Annotated in this window: 14 protein-coding genes; 13 read left to right on the top strand and 1 reads right to left on the bottom strand. The window is 71.9% G+C overall.

What is annotated here, in order from left to right; all coding sequences use genetic code 11:
* Positions 1–853 precede the first annotated feature (853 nt).
* The 8 genes from QI554_RS12320 to QI554_RS12285 all read left to right on the top strand — a co-directional run bounded on the left by QI554_RS12320 (position 854) and on the right by QI554_RS12285 (position 9,062).
* Positions 854–3,946, top strand: a complete 3,093-nt coding sequence (locus tag QI554_RS12320; RefSeq protein ID WP_281469184.1) for a PQQ-dependent sugar dehydrogenase — start codon at positions 854–856, stop codon at positions 3,944–3,946.
* Between the two features lie 136 nt (positions 3,947–4,082).
* On the top strand, positions 4,083–4,688 hold the full coding sequence (locus tag QI554_RS12315) for a hypothetical protein (RefSeq protein ID WP_281469181.1): 606 nt from the start codon (positions 4,083–4,085) through the stop codon (positions 4,686–4,688).
* 101 nt (positions 4,689–4,789) lie between these two features.
* A complete protein-coding gene (locus QI554_RS12310; RefSeq protein WP_281469179.1) occupies positions 4,790–6,334 on the top strand; it encodes an ArnT family glycosyltransferase in 1,545 nt (514 codons plus the stop codon).
* Positions 6,335–6,399: 65 nt separating this feature from the next.
* Positions 6,400–7,239: a class I SAM-dependent methyltransferase gene (locus tag QI554_RS12305; RefSeq protein WP_281469177.1), complete on the top strand. Its 840-nt coding sequence runs from the start codon at positions 6,400–6,402 to the stop codon at positions 7,237–7,239.
* A gap of 175 nt (positions 7,240–7,414) precedes the next feature.
* The gene (locus tag QI554_RS12300) at positions 7,415–7,918 is read left to right on the top strand and encodes a VOC family protein (RefSeq protein WP_281469175.1); all 504 of its coding nucleotides are present in this window, start codon (positions 7,415–7,417) and stop codon (positions 7,916–7,918) included.
* Between the two features lie 97 nt (positions 7,919–8,015).
* Positions 8,016–8,297 (top strand): acylphosphatase, encoded by a 282-nt coding sequence (locus QI554_RS12295; protein ID WP_281469173.1) that lies wholly within the window; start codon positions 8,016–8,018, stop codon positions 8,295–8,297.
* A gap of 68 nt (positions 8,298–8,365) precedes the next feature.
* Complete coding sequence (locus tag QI554_RS12290; RefSeq protein WP_281469171.1) at positions 8,366–8,809, top strand: hypothetical protein; 444 nt, start codon at positions 8,366–8,368, stop codon at positions 8,807–8,809.
* A gap of 70 nt (positions 8,810–8,879) precedes the next feature.
* Complete coding sequence (locus QI554_RS12285; RefSeq protein ID WP_281469169.1) at positions 8,880–9,062, top strand: hypothetical protein; 183 nt, start codon at positions 8,880–8,882, stop codon at positions 9,060–9,062.
* A 137-nt stretch (positions 9,063–9,199) separates the two neighbouring features.
* Here QI554_RS12285 and QI554_RS12280 read toward each other — a convergent pair whose 3' ends face one another.
* Positions 9,200–9,901: an anthrone oxygenase family protein gene (locus QI554_RS12280; protein WP_281469167.1), complete on the bottom strand. Its 702-nt coding sequence runs from the start codon at positions 9,899–9,901 to the stop codon at positions 9,200–9,202.
* A gap of 178 nt (positions 9,902–10,079) precedes the next feature.
* Here QI554_RS12280 and QI554_RS12275 point away from each other — a divergent pair, with 178 nt between their 5' ends.
* The 5 genes from QI554_RS12275 (at position 10,080) to QI554_RS12255 (ending at position 14,804) form a co-directional block, all read left to right on the top strand.
* On the top strand, positions 10,080–11,030 hold the full coding sequence (locus QI554_RS12275; RefSeq protein WP_281469165.1) for an AraC family transcriptional regulator: 951 nt from the start codon (positions 10,080–10,082) through the stop codon (positions 11,028–11,030).
* 127 nt (positions 11,031–11,157) lie between these two features.
* Positions 11,158–12,051 (top strand): arylamine N-acetyltransferase family protein, encoded by an 894-nt coding sequence (locus QI554_RS12270; RefSeq protein WP_281469163.1) that lies wholly within the window; start codon positions 11,158–11,160, stop codon positions 12,049–12,051.
* Positions 12,052–12,177: 126 nt separating this feature from the next.
* Positions 12,178–13,134 (top strand): prolyl aminopeptidase, encoded by a 957-nt coding sequence (gene pip, locus QI554_RS12265; RefSeq protein ID WP_281469161.1) that lies wholly within the window; start codon positions 12,178–12,180, stop codon positions 13,132–13,134.
* Positions 13,135–13,226: 92 nt separating this feature from the next.
* On the top strand, positions 13,227–14,345 hold the full coding sequence (locus QI554_RS12260; RefSeq protein WP_281469159.1) for a winged helix DNA-binding domain-containing protein: 1,119 nt from the start codon (positions 13,227–13,229) through the stop codon (positions 14,343–14,345).
* A 111-nt stretch (positions 14,346–14,456) separates the two neighbouring features.
* Positions 14,457–14,804: a S24/S26 family peptidase gene (locus QI554_RS12255; protein WP_281469157.1), complete on the top strand. Its 348-nt coding sequence runs from the start codon at positions 14,457–14,459 to the stop codon at positions 14,802–14,804.
* Positions 14,805–14,835 lie beyond the last annotated feature (31 nt).

The following is a 14,835-nucleotide window of genomic DNA, read 5'->3' as shown; positions in this document are numbered from 1 at the left end:
GATGCGGACACCGTGCGGACGTGCGCTCACCGTGCGTGGCCTGCTGTTCATTTGCGCAGGTCAGGTGCCCCGATGGCCGAACCAGGCCGCGTACTGTAAATCTGTCGGCTGATGCCTACGCAGGTTCGAACCCTGCACCCGCCACCCTTAAGAAACAGCCTCTGACCAGCATGTTCGCGGTCAGGGGCTGTTTTCGTTCGTCGGCTCGACCCAGTGCCCGTAATGCCGGGACTATCTGACTCTGTCTCGGCGGTGCTCGCGCCCTGTCCGGCGCGTGCGGACTATCCGTGGACGAGAAGCGCCTGCGCGGTGCTCACTGCGTCTGTCCAGGAGTCAGGCCAGGCCAGTGGTCCGATTGACGGCGCCGATCGGGCGGTAGCCGACCGGGGCACAGTCGCTCTCGACGTTGTCTTTGTCCCCGACCGCGTTGCCGACGTGGGTCTCAGCATTGGCGTGCGCGTCCTCCATGGTCGGCAACTGGTAGGGCTGTGCGGGGCCGTCGGGGGGTCGGGGGTGTGGTGGGGGCGGGCTGGGTGGGTGGGTGGGGGTGGGGGCAGCACAGATTTTGGGGTTGCGCCAGTTGGGTTGGAGGGGGGCGGTTGTTGTTTTGGGGTGGGGCGGGCGTGGGACCGCATGGCCGTGGAGAACGCAACTCGGCTACGGCGTACGGGTGGTCGAGGGGCTGAGTGCGGCTGTCCCCGGCCGCGTCCCGGCGGGTCGTCGGGGGTGGGCCACACGCCGAGGAAGCAGGGAGCATCCGCCCGTGCCGAAGACCGCCGCACTGCCTTGCCGACGCCGTCGGGTACTGAACGTTCCGCTCCGTCGGGTGGTGGCTGTTCTGCACCGTCGGGTGGTGACTGTTTTGCTTGCCGCGCTTCTGGCCGTCCCCTGGACGGTGATCGGGGGCGGTCGGGCCGAGGCGGCGGTGACGTTGCCGGCCGGGTTTTCGTTGGTCGACATGCCCACCGGGCAGACGGAGTTGCTCACCGACTTCGCGTGGACGCCGGACGGCGGTTACTTCACGACGGGGAAGAACGGCGTCCTCGCGTGGGTCTCGCCTGGCGGGGTGGCCAAGACGATCGCGACGCTGAGCGTCGACACCGTCGGCGACCTGGGCCTGACCGGTGTGACCGTGGCGCCCGACTACGCGACGTCGCGCAGGATCTACATCTGCCGGGCGACCGGCTCGCGGCATCTGCGGGTGGAGAGCTACGCGGTCACCGGCACCGGTGAGCCGGTCGGGCTGACCGACAACCGGGAGATCGTCGACCTGATCGGCGATGCCGGGGGCCACGCGGTCAACACGGTCCTCGCGCCCGACGACGGGACGCTGTGGATCGCGATCGGCGACAACGCCCAGCCGTCGACGGTGGACCCTCTCGCGCTGCGCGCCCAGGACCTCGACCAGGGCTTCGGCAAGATGCTGCACATGTACCCGGACGGCCGCGGCGTGTCGTCCAACCCGTACTACGACTCGGCCAATCCGACGTCGTGGCGCAGCCGCGTCTACGCGTACGGCCTCCGCAGCCCGTTCCGCTTCACGCTCGACCCCGCCACCGGCGGCCCCGTGGTCGGCGACGTGGGCTGGAACGACTGGGAGGAGGTCGACATCGTGCGCCCCGGCACCAACTACGGCTGGCCCTGCTGGGAAGGCACGCACGCCACACCCGGCTACCACGACCTGGACGGATGCCGCGGCGTGACGGGCGCGGCGCCGCTGTGGGAGTACCCGCACGGCCCGCAGGGCTCGTCGGTGACCGGCGGCATCCTCTACACCGGCAAGGCCTATCCGGCGCAGTACCAGGGCGCGTACTTCTTCGGCGACTACGTCTCGAACCGGCTGTACACCCTCGCCTACGACGCGACCGGCGTCCTCACCCGCGCCCCCGAGCCCGACGGGTTCGGCTCCGGCCTGGGCGGTCCGGTGAAGTTCGCCAGCGCGGTCAACGGCGACATCGTCTTCGCCGACATCATCTCCTCGAAGCTGCGCCGCCTCGTCTACGCGGCCGGCAACCGGGCGCCGGTGGCGAAGCAGACGACCAGCACCGACCCGGCCACGCGCACGGTCACCTTCGACGGGTCCGAGTCGTACGACCTGGACGGCGACGCCCTCACCTACAGATGGGACTTCGGCGACGGGAACACCGGGACGGGCGTGCGCACCACGCACCAGTACGCCGCGCCCGGCACGAGCCCGATCACCGCGAAGCTGACGGTGACCGACGCCGTCGGCGCGTCCGGCGACGTCTCGTTCACGGTGGTGCCCGCGAACGCCGCCCCCGTGCTCACCTTGAACAGACCGCCGGACGGCACGCTGTACCGGGTCGGCGACACCGTCTCGCTCACCGCGACCGCGAACGACGCCGAGGACGGCCCGCTGACCGTGCACTGGACGTCGAAGATCGTGCACTGCAGTGTCAGCACGTGCCATGAGCACCCGGGCACGTCGACCGACGGGCCGTCGTACTCGTCGCTGTTCGAGGACCACGGCGACAACACGAAGTGGGTGGTCACCGCGTCGGCGACCGACCACTTCGGCGTGGTGTCGAGCGCCGAGTACACCGCGCTGCCCAAGCAGCGCACGCTCACCGTCACCAGCAACTATCCGGCGGCGGTGACCGTCAACGGCGAGGCACGGCAGACCTCCGAGCAGACCGTCGGAGCGTCGGTGGCGGTCATCGCGCCGGTCACCGCGGCGGACGGCGTCACGACGTTCCTCGGCTGGAACGACGGCGCGCCGCGCGCACGGCAGTTGGTGATGCCGGACAGCGACCTCGACCTGGCGGTGACCTACGGGTCGCCGATCGACCAGCGGTACGCCTCCGACGCCGCCTTCCGCACCCTGCTGGGCGCTCCGACCGGGCCCGAGACGGGCGACGCTTCCCTGCGCTACCGGGACTTCGTCGGCGGGCGGGCGTACTGGACGCCGGCCACCGGGGTGCACGAGGTGCACGGCGCGATCCTCGCCGACTACCTCGCACAGGGCGGGCACGCACGGTTCGGCGGCCCGACCACGGACGAGACGGCGACCGCCGACGGCGTGGGCCGGTTCAGCCACTTCACCGGGACCAGCGCGACGGGGGCGGCCTCCTCGTACTGGACGCCGGTGACCGGCGCGCACATGCTCTACGGCGACATCCGTACGAAATGGCTGGCGCTGGGCGCGGAGCAGGGCCCGAACGGCTACCCCGTCACTGACGAGGGCACGACCGTCAACGGCCGCGGCCGGTACAACAACTTCCAGAACGGCGCGGTCTACTGGCTGAATTCGACGATCGGCGCGCAGAGCGTGCACGGCTACGTCTTCGACGAGTACGCGGCGCTCGGCTGGGACGGCAGCGTCCTCGGCTTCCCGCTCAGCGACGAGACGGGGACGGCTGACGGGGTCGGCCGGTTCAACCGCTTCGAGGCCGGCTCCATCTACTGGACGCCGAGCACGAACGCCCACGAGATCCACGGCGACATCCACACGAAATGGCTGGCGCTGGGCGCGGAGCAGGGCCCGAACGGCTACCCCGTGACCGACGAGGGCACCACGGCCAACGGCCGCGGCCGGTACAACAACTTCCAGAACGGCGCGGTCTACTGGCTGAATTCGACGATCGGCGCGCAGAGCGTGCACGGCTACGTCTTCGACGAGTACGCGGCGCTCGGCTGGGACAGCAGCGTCCTCGGCTTCCCGCTCACCGACGAGACAGGCACCCCCGACGGCGTCGGCCGCTACAACCACTTCGAAGCCGGCTCCATCTACTGGACGCCCGACACCAGCGCCCACGAGGTGCACGGCGCGATCCGGAACCGCTGGGCCGAACTCGGCTGGGAGAAGTCGTACCTGAAGTACCCGGTCACCGACGAGTTCTCGATCACGGGCGGCCGCCGCTCGAACTTCCAGGGCGGGTCGGTCAGCTGGGACGCGTCGACGGGCGGCACCACCGACGGCCCCTGACCCTCGCATGCCGTGACGCAGCGGCGCCCCCAAGGCATTCAGGTGATCCTTCCGCGCGAAGGGTTACGGGGGCGCCGCGCGTGGCACTCGGACGGCTGGGCGCGCGCCAGGGCGCCCCGGAGCGGAGGAGCGCGCGGTGTTCATCCAGGTGATTCAGGGCCGGGTCACGGATCCGGCGGCGTTGAAGGCGCGGTTGGACCGTTGGCAGACCGAGGTGGGCCCCGGTGCCACGGGGTGGCTCGGCGCGACCGGCGGGGTGACGGACAAGGGCGTCTTCGTCGGCGTCGTGCGCTTCGCCTCCGAGGAGGACGCGCGCCGCAACAGCGACCGCCCCGAGCAGTCCGCGTGGTGGGAGGAGACGTCGAAGCTGTTCAGCGGCGACGTGACCTTCCACGACTGCCCGGACGTCGAGACGCACACCGGGGGCGGTTCGGACGACGCGGGCTTCGTGCAGGTCATCCAGGGCCGCGTGACCGACGTGGAGCGCATGCGCCGCATGGGCCGCGAAATGGACGCCCAGGTACGGCAGTTCCGCCCCGACGTCATCGGCAGCACCACCGCGCTGCACGGCGACGGCGGCTTCACCGAGACGGTCTACTTCACGTCCGAGGCCGAGGCCCGCGCAGGCGAGGGCAAGGAGCTCCCGGCGGAACTGCGCCAGGCCTTCGAGGAGTCGATGGCCATCATGGAGGACGTGGCGTACTTCGACCTGCGGGACCCGTGGCTGAGGTCGCCGAAGTAATTAGCGCGGGCGCTTTCGCGAACACCCTCCGAAGACGGACCCCCGGGAGGTAGACAGGGGGTCTGTCGAATCGAGACGGGTGGGGGCGGGGGGCACTGCGCATGGTGGAGGACGTCAGAGCGGCGGTGAGGCCGACGGTGGCCGACCACTCGCGGCCGGGCGTAAGGGCGTTCGCCGGCCGCGGAGTGGGCGGGGTCGCGGTCGGGCTCGGGGCGGTGCTCACCGCGGTGTCCGGGCGGTACGGGTTCCACCGCGACGAGCTGTACTTCCTCGCCGCCGGACGGCACCTCGACTGGGGCTACGACGACCAGCCGCCGCTGACACCGCTGTTGGCGCGGGCGTCGACGGAGCTGTTCGGGGAGTCGCCGGCCGGGTTGCGGGTGGTCGCCACGTTGGCCGCGATGGCGATCGTGGTCGTCGTCGGCCTGGTGGCACGGGAGTTCGGCGGCGGGGCGCGGGTGCAGGTGGCCGCCGCGGGGTGCGCCGCGGTGTCCGGACTGGTGCTGGCCGTCGGGCACATGGTGTCGACGGCGACGTTCGACGTGCTGATGTGGCTCGTCGTCACCTGGGTCGCCCTGCGGCTTCTGCGGACCGGCGACGTGCGCTGGTGGTTCGCGCTGGGGCTCGCGGTCGGCGTCGGCGGGCAGAACAAGGACCTGGTGGTGCTGCTCGTCGGCGCGCTGCTGGCGGGGGTGCTGGTCGCCGGGCCTCGACGGGTGCTCGCGGGGTGGTGGCCGCTCGCCGGTGCGGCCGTCGCGCTGGTGCTGGTGCTGCCGAACCTGTGGTGGCAGGCGACCCACGGGTGGCCGCAGCTGGCCGTCGCGCACGGGATCAGCGGCAGGGACGGTGCGATGAACCGCACCATGTTCGTTCCGCAGCAACTGCTGTTCCTGTCCCCACTGTTGATCCCGGTCTGGGTGGCCGGGCTGCGGCGGCTCCTGCGCGATCCGGAGCTGCAGTGGGCGCGGTCGATCGCGTACGCGTATGGCATCACCTGCGTGTTCGTCGTCGCGGTGGGCGGAAAGGCCTACTACGCCCTGCCGTTGCTGATCGTGATCATGGCGGCGGGCTGCGAGCCGGTGCTGGACTGGGTCGCCCGTGGCGGAGGTCGTCGCCGTGCGCGGGGACGGCTGGTGGTCGCGCTCGGCGTCGCGCTGGCGGCGTCCAACGCCGTGCTCGCCCTTCCGCTGCTCCCGCCCGAGCACCTGGCCATCCCCAACGCGATCGACCAGGAGCAGGGCGAGCAGGTCGGCTGGCAGACATTCGTACACACGGTGGCCGACGGCTGGGCGCAGATACCGGCGGACGAGCGCCCGCACGCCGTGCTCTACGCGAGCAACTACGGCGAAGCCGGCGCCCTCGCCCGCTACGGCCCCGACCTGGGCCTCCCGTACCCCTACTCCGGCCACGTGAACTTCTACGCCTGGGGCCGCCCGTCGGACACCACCCCGGGTCCGGTCCTGATCGTCGCGAAGAAGGACAAGATCGCCCGCCAGGAGTCCCACTTCACCGACTGCCGCCAGGTGGGCCTGGTCGACAACGGCCACGGCGTCGACAACGAGGAACAGCACGCGGTCGTCCTGCTGTGCGCGGGCCCCGCCGAGCCGTGGTCGACGCTCTGGCCGAAGCTGCGGAAGTACTACTGAGCCGACTTGCCCGCACGGCACCGGCGGTCGATATACCTGTTGACCCGGTATGACAGGGTCCTCGCATGGGTGAAGAACACACGGCCATGGACGCCGGAACCGCGCTCAACAGGGCGCTGTGGGATGTCCGTGCCACACGCCACGGGTCGACCGAAGCCGACCGCTTCTACGACGTCGACTCCTTCCTGACCGGCCGCCAGACCCTCTACGCGCTCGAGCGCGAGCTCGTCGGCGACGTGGCCGGCAAGGACCTGCTGCACCTGCACTGCCACTTCGGCATGGACACGGTCAACTGGGCGAGGCTCGGCGCCCGCGCGACCGGCGTGGACTTCTCGCCCGTCGCCGTCGAACGCGCGCGCGAACTGGCCGGGCGCGCCGGGGTGGACGCCGCGTTCGTCGAGGCCGACACGCAGCGGCTGCCCGCGAGCCTCGCGGGACGCTTCGACGTCGTCGTGGCCACGTACGGCGTGCTGTGCTGGATCGGCGACCTGGCCGCCTGGATGGGCGGGGCCGCCGCGGCGCTGCGTCCCGGCGGCAGCCTGGTGCTGGTCGACCTGCACCCGGCGTACCAGACCGTCGGCCGGCTCGACCCGCTGCTCGTCGACTGGCCGTACGGCGGCGGCGCCCCGCACCGCGAGACCGTGACCGGCACGTACGCCGACGCCGACCTGGAGATGCCGGCGCAGGAGACCGTGCAGTACCCGTACTCGCTCGGCGAGATCGTGACCGCCGCCGCGAACGCCGGGCTGGTCGTGCGGCACCTGGCCGAGCACACCGACGCCGAGTTCGACCCGCGCGGCCTGCTGCCCGAGGGCGGGGACGGCCGCTACCGGCTCCCGTTCGGTGACTCGTACCTGCCCGTCCTGTACTCGCTGCGGGCCGAGGCGCCGTCCGGAACCCGGTAGAGAACCGGGGAAGGGAACCGGGGCAAGGAACCGGGGCAAGGAATCGCGGTAGAGGACCCCGCGGGGAATCCCGGCAAAGAAAATCTTGGGCTGTCCGGGCGGACACCGATGAGTCCGCGGTGCCCGCCCGGTCTAAGGGGGTAGGAAGGCCCACCCAGCCCCCGAGGAGGTCCCCATGACCGGCACCGCGAACGGCAACGGTTTCCCTGTGTGCCTGTGGTTCGACACCCAGGCCGAGGAGGCCGCCGAGCACTACATGGCCGTCTTCAAGAACGGCAGCATCGGCCGCGTCACCCGCTACCCCGAGAACAGCATGCGCGAGGCCGGCGGCGTCATGACGGTCGAGTTCGAGGTCAACGGCCAGCGCTTCGTCGGCCTCAACGGCGGCCCCATGTTCACGTTCAACGAGGCGATCTCGTTCCAGGTCCCGTGCGACGACCAGGACGAGGTCGACTACTACTGGGAGCGGCTGTCCGAGGGCGGCGAGAAGGGCCCGTGCGGCTGGGTCAAGGACCGCTTCGGGGTGTCCTGGCAGGTGTTCCCCAAGGAACTCGACGACATGGTGAGCGACCCCGACCCGGCGAAGGCGTCGCGCGCCATGGAGGCCATGCTGAAGATGGGCAAGATCGACCTGGCCGGACTGCGCCGCGCGTTCGCGGGCGAAACGACCGGCGAGTAGGCGGACGTTCAGACGGACGAACAGACGGTCGAGGACGCCGCCTCACCGGCGGCGTGTCCCCCGCGGGCGGGCGCCCGGGGTACCGGACAATGCGGTGATGGTCGTCCGCGTTCGAGTCCTGGTGTCCGGCCGCGTGCAGGGCGTGTACTTCCGCGCCGACTGCGAGGCGGCGGCGCGCGCCGCGGGGGTCGCCGGCTGGGTGCGCAACCGCCGTGACGGCCGCGTCGAGGCGGTGTTCGAGGGCACCCGCGACCAGGTCGAGACGATGGAGGCGTGGGTCGCGCACGGTTCTCCGGAGTCGGCCGTCGACTCCGTCGAACGGCACGACGAACCGCCCGAGGGCATGGGCGTGTTCGAGGTCTGGCCCACGACCGTCTGAGTACCCCGGGCCGGAATCTGAGTACCCGTGCGGTCCCCGCGAGCACGTCTCCCGGCGAGGCTGGACACATGACGACACGGGGGCAGCACACGGATCGGCCGGCGCCGTACACCGGATGGGGCCTGGCACCCGGCGCGTTCGCCACAGGGGCGGCGGTCTGGCCGCCGGCCTACCCGCCGGATGTCCCGGCGCACGGCCGCGCCTGGATGAAGGCGCTCGCCCTCATCCCGCTGTGGTCGGCGACCGTGTTCTCGATGATGATCCTGCCGCTCTTCGCCCTGATGAGCGACCCGTGCCCGTCGCAGTCGACGGCGCTCATCTGCACCGCGCACGGGCAGGCGCTGTGCGGGCAGATCCCGTGGTTCGGCGGCTTCCCCCTGGCCGTCGCGGGCACGCTGGCGATCCTGTCGCGGTGGCGCACGCTGCGGTACGCGGCCGTGGGCGGCTGGATGGTCGGCCTTGTCGTGATGTGGGCCGCGGTGAGCTCGATCGCGGACACGTACCACCCCTAGCCTGCGCGGCAGATGTCCATACGCGACCGAACCGGCCGTTGCGTCGCCGCGTCCGGCTCGTTGATCAGGCGTGCAGCATATTGACGTCGACCTGGTGGGGCCGGCCGCCGCCGTGGCCCACATCGTCGCGCGCCTGCGCGACATGGAGGTCCTGGTCTCGGCGCGGGACCTGGTACGCAACAGCGACAACCCGGACTACGGCTGGCGCAGCATCACCGTGGCCGTGCCCGAGGAGGCGGCCGCCGCCCCCTGACCGGCCCGGCACGCGCACGGGGCCGAACACGCCGAAGGGCCCGGCCGCCCGAGGTCTCCCTCGAACGACCGGGCCCGCCCGGCTGTCCCGCGTCGTCCGCGGGCTCCGTACCGTCCGTGCGTCTCGTACTACCCGCCTCATCCGCGGCGGCCGCGGAGCACCAGCGCCCAGCCGAGGAAGCCGATCGCGGCGGTCGAGGCCAGCGCGCGCACCGCGTTCCAGACCAGCCACGGGTTCTCGAACGTGTCGCGGACGTGCGCCGGGTCGGCGATCGCGGCCGGGTCGCCGGCGTCCTTGAGGCCGTTGTTCAGCGGGATGTTGAAGCCCATCGTGGTGACCAGGCCGAGCGTGTACAGCCCCAGGCCGATGACGATCATCTTGAACACCTGGCCGCCGCCGCGCTTCCGCTGCATGATCGCGGCCGCCAGGCTGAGGCCGAACGCGCCGAAGAAGCTCGCGAAGAACAGCGGGTTCTCGATCTTTACGTTGATCTGCTGCATGGCGCCGATGAAGGTGCGGTCGTCGGTCGCGCCCAGGCCCGGCATGACCGCGACCGAGAACGCGTAGTAGACGCCCGCGATCAGGCCCATCGCGACGGTCGCGGCGACCAGCACGATGTCGAGCGCGTCGCGCTTGCCGCCGCCGGCCGCGGCCTCCGCGCCGGAACCGCGGCCGCTCGGCGCGGGGATGTGCTCCTGGCCGTACTCGTCGCGGCGCTGCGTCCACCGCGACCACGGGTCGGCCGGCTGCTGGTGGTTCGGCTGCTCGGGGTGACGGTACGCGGGGCCGCCGGTCAGGTAGGTCTGCTGCGGGGCGGGGCTGTCGTGGGTCGCGGTCATGGGGTGTCCTCCGAGTTCGCGGTCCGCCGCGGTCCGCGGCGAGCGGTGTCTGTGTGCCTCCGGCGGTGTGTCCCGCCCTTTCGATGTCTCTATTCAAGGCCGGATCGGCGAGACTTCCCATGGCCGTGAAGCGCAATTGCATAAGCGTTCGTCTCACGCGTGTTCTAGGCTGGTGCGCATGGATGCACTCGCGGGACTCCTCGACGGCCCTCGCGCGCAAGGCGCGTTCCTGCTCCGCTCGCTCCTCGCCCCGCCCTGGTCGATCCGGATCCAGGACGAGGCCCCGCTCACGCTCGTCGCGATGGTCCGCGGCAGCGCGTGGTTCCTGCCGGAAGCCGACGGCATGGAGCCCGTGCACCTCGCGCCGGGCGACGTCGCGGTGATCCTCGGGCCCGACCCGTACGTCGTCGCGGACGCCCCCGAGACCCCGCCGCAGATCATCATTCACCCGGGTCAGCGCTGCACGACCCCGGACGGCGTCGACGTGTCCGAGATGATGGACCTCGGCGTCCGCTCGTGGGGCAACGACCCGGACGGCGACACGATCATGCTGACCGGCACCTACCAGCTCGAAGGCGAGATCACCCAGCGGCTGCTCGCCGCACTCCCGAAGTTCCTCGCCGTGCGCGCCGACGAGTGGAGCAACCCGATCATCCCGCTGCTCGAGAGCGAGGTCGTGCGGGACGAGCCGGGCCAGGAGGCCGTCCTCGACCGGCTGCTCGACCTGCTGCTGATCGCCGTCCTGCGCGCCTGGTTCGCCCGCCCGGAGGCGGAGGCGCCCGCCTGGTACAAGGCCAACAGCGACCCGGTCGTCGGCCGCGCGCTGCGCATGCTGCACGGCAACCCCGCGCACCCGTGGACGGTCGAGAGCCTCGCGCGCGCCGCCGGTGTGTCGCGCGCCGCACTCGCCCGGCGGTTCGCGGAACTGCTCGGCGAGCCGCCCATGACCTACCTGACGAGTTGGCGCCTCGCGCTCGCCGCCGACCTGCTGCGGGCCCCCGACGCGACCGTCGGGGCGGTCGCCCAACAGGTCGGTTACGGAAGTCCGTTCGCACTCAGCACGGCGTTCAAGCGGGTACGCGGCGTGAGCCCGAAGGAGTTCCGGGCTCTGGTCGGCGCGACCCGCTGACGGCCTCCCGCGCGACCCGCCGGCCCCGGCCCGGCGGGCCGCGGTGTGCGACGTGCGCGTGAAGCCGGAACGACGTCCTCCGGAAATCCTCGGCTCCCGTCACCTCGTTCGCATACAGTCCGGGATCATGAGGACCATCGACGTGCACGGATATCTCACCCGACTGGGCCTTGACGACATACCTGGGCCGCCGTCCAGCGAACTGCTGTTCGCCCTGCACCGCGCGCACGTCGAGCGCGTGGCGTACGAGGGCCTGCACGCGCAGTTCGGCGACCCCGCGAGCATCGACCCCACCGCGTCGGTGGAACGCATCGCGGCCGGCCGCGGCGGCTACTGCTTCCACCTCAACGGCGCCTTCGCGGCCCTCCTGGAGCACCTCGGCTTCCACGTCACCCGGCACGCCGGGGGCGTCCAGCCGCGCTTCGAGGACCCGCCGGGCGTGCTCGGCAACCACCTCGCGCTCACCGTGCGCGTGGACGCCCGCGACTGGTTCGTCGACGTGGGCCTCGGCGACGGCATCTACGAGCCGCTCCCGCTGCGCGCCGGCGTCTACGACCAGGGCCCGTTCTCGTACGCCCTCGCGCCGTCCGACGTGGTCCCCGGCGGGTGGCGCTTCACGCACGACCCGCGCGGGTCCTTCCCGCGCATGGACTTCGCGCGCGAGACGACCGAGATGGACGCGTTCGCCGAGAAGCACGAGTGGCTGTCGACGTCGCCCGAGTCGTCGTTCGTCCGCACCTGCGCGATCCTGCGCCGCGACGCGAAGGGCACCGACTCGCTCACCGGCTGCGCCCTGCGCCGGATCGACGCGTCGGGCGAGACCACGACCTACCTGACCACCGAACGCGACTGGTACGCCGCAGTCGCCGACGTGTTCGGCCTCCCCCTGACCGACCTCACCCCGGAGGACCGCCACAAGCTCTGGGACCGCGTCCACGCCACCCACCTCGACTGGGAGGCCGCCCGCGCGGCCCGCACCACTGAGCGCGAGCGCGCCACCCAGGGCACCGACAACCGATAGCGCCACGCCGTGCCCGCCCCCGAGCGCCCCGGCCCCGACACGGACCGGCTCGGCCGGGTGGCGGCCGCACGCCCCGCATAGGGTCGGGGGTGACCAAGCGGGACATACGCGCAGGGAGGCCGGCGGATGCGGGCGTTCTATCCGGAGATCGAGCCGTACGAGCACGGGATGCTCGAGGTCGGCGACGGCCAGCGGGTGTACTGGGAGCTGGTCGGGAACCCGGAGGGCAAGCCCGCGGTGTTCCTGCACGGCGGGCCCGGGGGCGGATGCACGGCCAATCACCGGCGGCTGTTCGACCCCGAGGTCTACCGGGTGCTGCTGTTCGACCAGCGAGGCTGCGGGCGCAGCACGCCGCACGTCAGCGGCCACGACGTGGACCTCGCGGCCAACACCACCTGGCATCTGGTCGACGACATCGAACGGCTGCGCGAGATGGTCGGCGTCGAGCAGTGGATGGTCTTCGGCGGCTCGTGGGGCAGCACCCTCGCGCTCGCGTACGCGCAGACGCACCCCGAGCGGGTCAGCGAGCTCGTCGTCCGCGGCATCTTCACGCTGCGCGCCTCCGAACTGCACTGGTTCTACCAGGAAGGCGCCTCGCAGCTGTTCCCGGACGTGTGGGAGACCTACCTCGCGCCGATCCCCGAGGACGAGCGCGGCGACCTGATGGCCGCCTACCACCGCCGCCTCAACCACCCGGACCCCGACGTGCGCGCCGAGGCCGCGGTCGCGTGGAGCGTGTGGGAGGGCTCGACGATCTCGCTGCGGCCTCGCCCGGACGTCATCGCGGTGCACGGCGAACGGGACTACGCGCTGGCGTTCGCCCGCATCGAGAACCACTACTTCGTCAACGGCGGCTTCATGGACGAGGGCCGCCTCATCGCCGACGCGGGCAAGCTCCGCGGCATCCCGGGCGTCATCGTGCAGGGCCGCTACGACGTCTGCACGCCGCCGCGCACCGCGTGGGACCTGCACCGGGCGTGGCCCGAGGCCGAGTTCGTGGTCGTCGACGACGCCGGGCACGCCTACGACGAGCCGGGCATCCTCGACGCGCTGATCACCGCGACCGACCGCTTCCGTGGGTAGCGGCCGGTCGCACCCTCCTTGCCCCAGCCGCGAGCGCGCCGATACGGAAGGATCACCCGAGGACCCGAGGACCCGAGGCGGAGGGAGCGGCCATGACCGGCGCGCCGCAGTTGGACGTGCGTGCGCTCAGCCGTGCGACCCTCGACCGGCAGTTGCTGCTGCGTCGTGACCGGCGCAGTGCCGCCGAGGCGATCCAGCACCTCGTCGGCATGCAGGGGCAGGCGCCCAACGCCCCCTACGTCGGGCTGTGGACGCGGCTCGCCGACTTCGCCACCGACGACCTCGCCGGTCTGCTCGCCGCACGCGACGCGTTGCGGATGCCGTTGATGCGCGTGACCGTCCACCTCGTCACGGCGGCGGACGCGCGGGTGATGGTTCCGTTGCTCAGCCCGATGTTCGAACGGTCCTTCGCGATCTCGGTGTTCGGCAAGGCGCTGGCCGGGACCGACTACAAGGCGGTGTCCGCGTACGGCCGGACCCTGATCACCGACACGCCGCTCACCCGCGCCGAGCTCGCCGAACGGCTGTCCGAGCGCTGGCCGGACGCCGACCCGATGGCGCTCGCCTACGCGGCCACCCACCTGCGCCCGAACGTGCAGGTGCCGCCTCGCGGGCTGTGGGGCCAGAGCGGCCCGCCGCGGTGGACGCCGGCGGAGACGTGGCTGGGCGGCGTGTTCGATGCGGCGCCGTCGCTCGACGCGTTCGTCCTGCGCTACCTGGGCGCGTTCGGGCCCGCCTCGGTCAAGGACGCGCAGATGTGGTCAGGGCTGACCCGTCTGCGCGAGGTCTTCGACCGGCTCGGCCCCCGGCTCGTCCGGTTCCGCGGCCCGGACGGCGCCGAGCTGTTCGACCTCCCGGACGCCCCACGGCCACCCGCCGAGACGCCGGCGCCGCTGCGGTTCCTGCCGGAGTACGACAACCTGCTGCTGTCCCACGCCGACCGCTCCCGGGTCATCGTCGGCAAGCGCCGCGTGCCCCTGCCGCCGGGCAACGGCGGGACGACCGGAACGCTGCTGGTCGACGGGTTCTTCGAGGGCATGTGGAAGATCGTCCGCAAGGGCGGCACGGCCGTCCTGCAGATCGACCCGTTCCGTCCGCTGGACGCGGCGCGGCGCGCCGAGGCGGAGGAGGAGGGCCGGGAGTTGCTCCGCTTCGCGGCTGCGGAGGCCGACCCCGAGGCGTACGACGTGCGGATCTCCGACCCGGCGTAAGCCCCTCGTTCGCGCCCTCGCGCTCCCGTCCGCTTCCGTCCGCCCCCGCACGTCTCCAACCACGCGGAAAACCGGTGGCTCCGCCGCAATCCGTGAGCCATGCTGCGGAGCATGGGCTTGCTGGATTCCATGGCCTCGCGCGTCGCCGACGGGGCCACCGTCGAGTTCCGTCCGACCGGCTCGTCGATGACGCCGCTGATCATGAGCCGCCAACTGGTTTCCGTCGCACCGGTCGACCCCGCGAAGCTGGAGATCGGGGACATCGTCCTGGCGCGCGTCGCGGGAACCGTCTACCTCCACCTGGTCTCCGCCTTGGACCGCACCCGGGGCCGGGTCCAGATCAGCAACAACCGGGGCCGGGCCAACGGGTGGACCGCCGCGACCCGGGTGTACGGGATCTGCGTCGCCGTCGACGGCCAGGAGCGCGCCACCGCCAAGGGCAAGGTGCTGAACGTCTGAGCGCCCGCCCGCCGGGCCCGGAGACCGCGCT

Source organism: Yinghuangia seranimata, assembly GCF_029953285.1.
GTDB classification, from domain to species: domain Bacteria; phylum Actinomycetota; class Actinomycetes; order Streptomycetales; family Streptomycetaceae; genus Yinghuangia; species Yinghuangia seranimata.
Note: the sequence above shows the minus strand (reverse complement) of the source record. Positions and strands in the feature narration are given on the sequence as shown.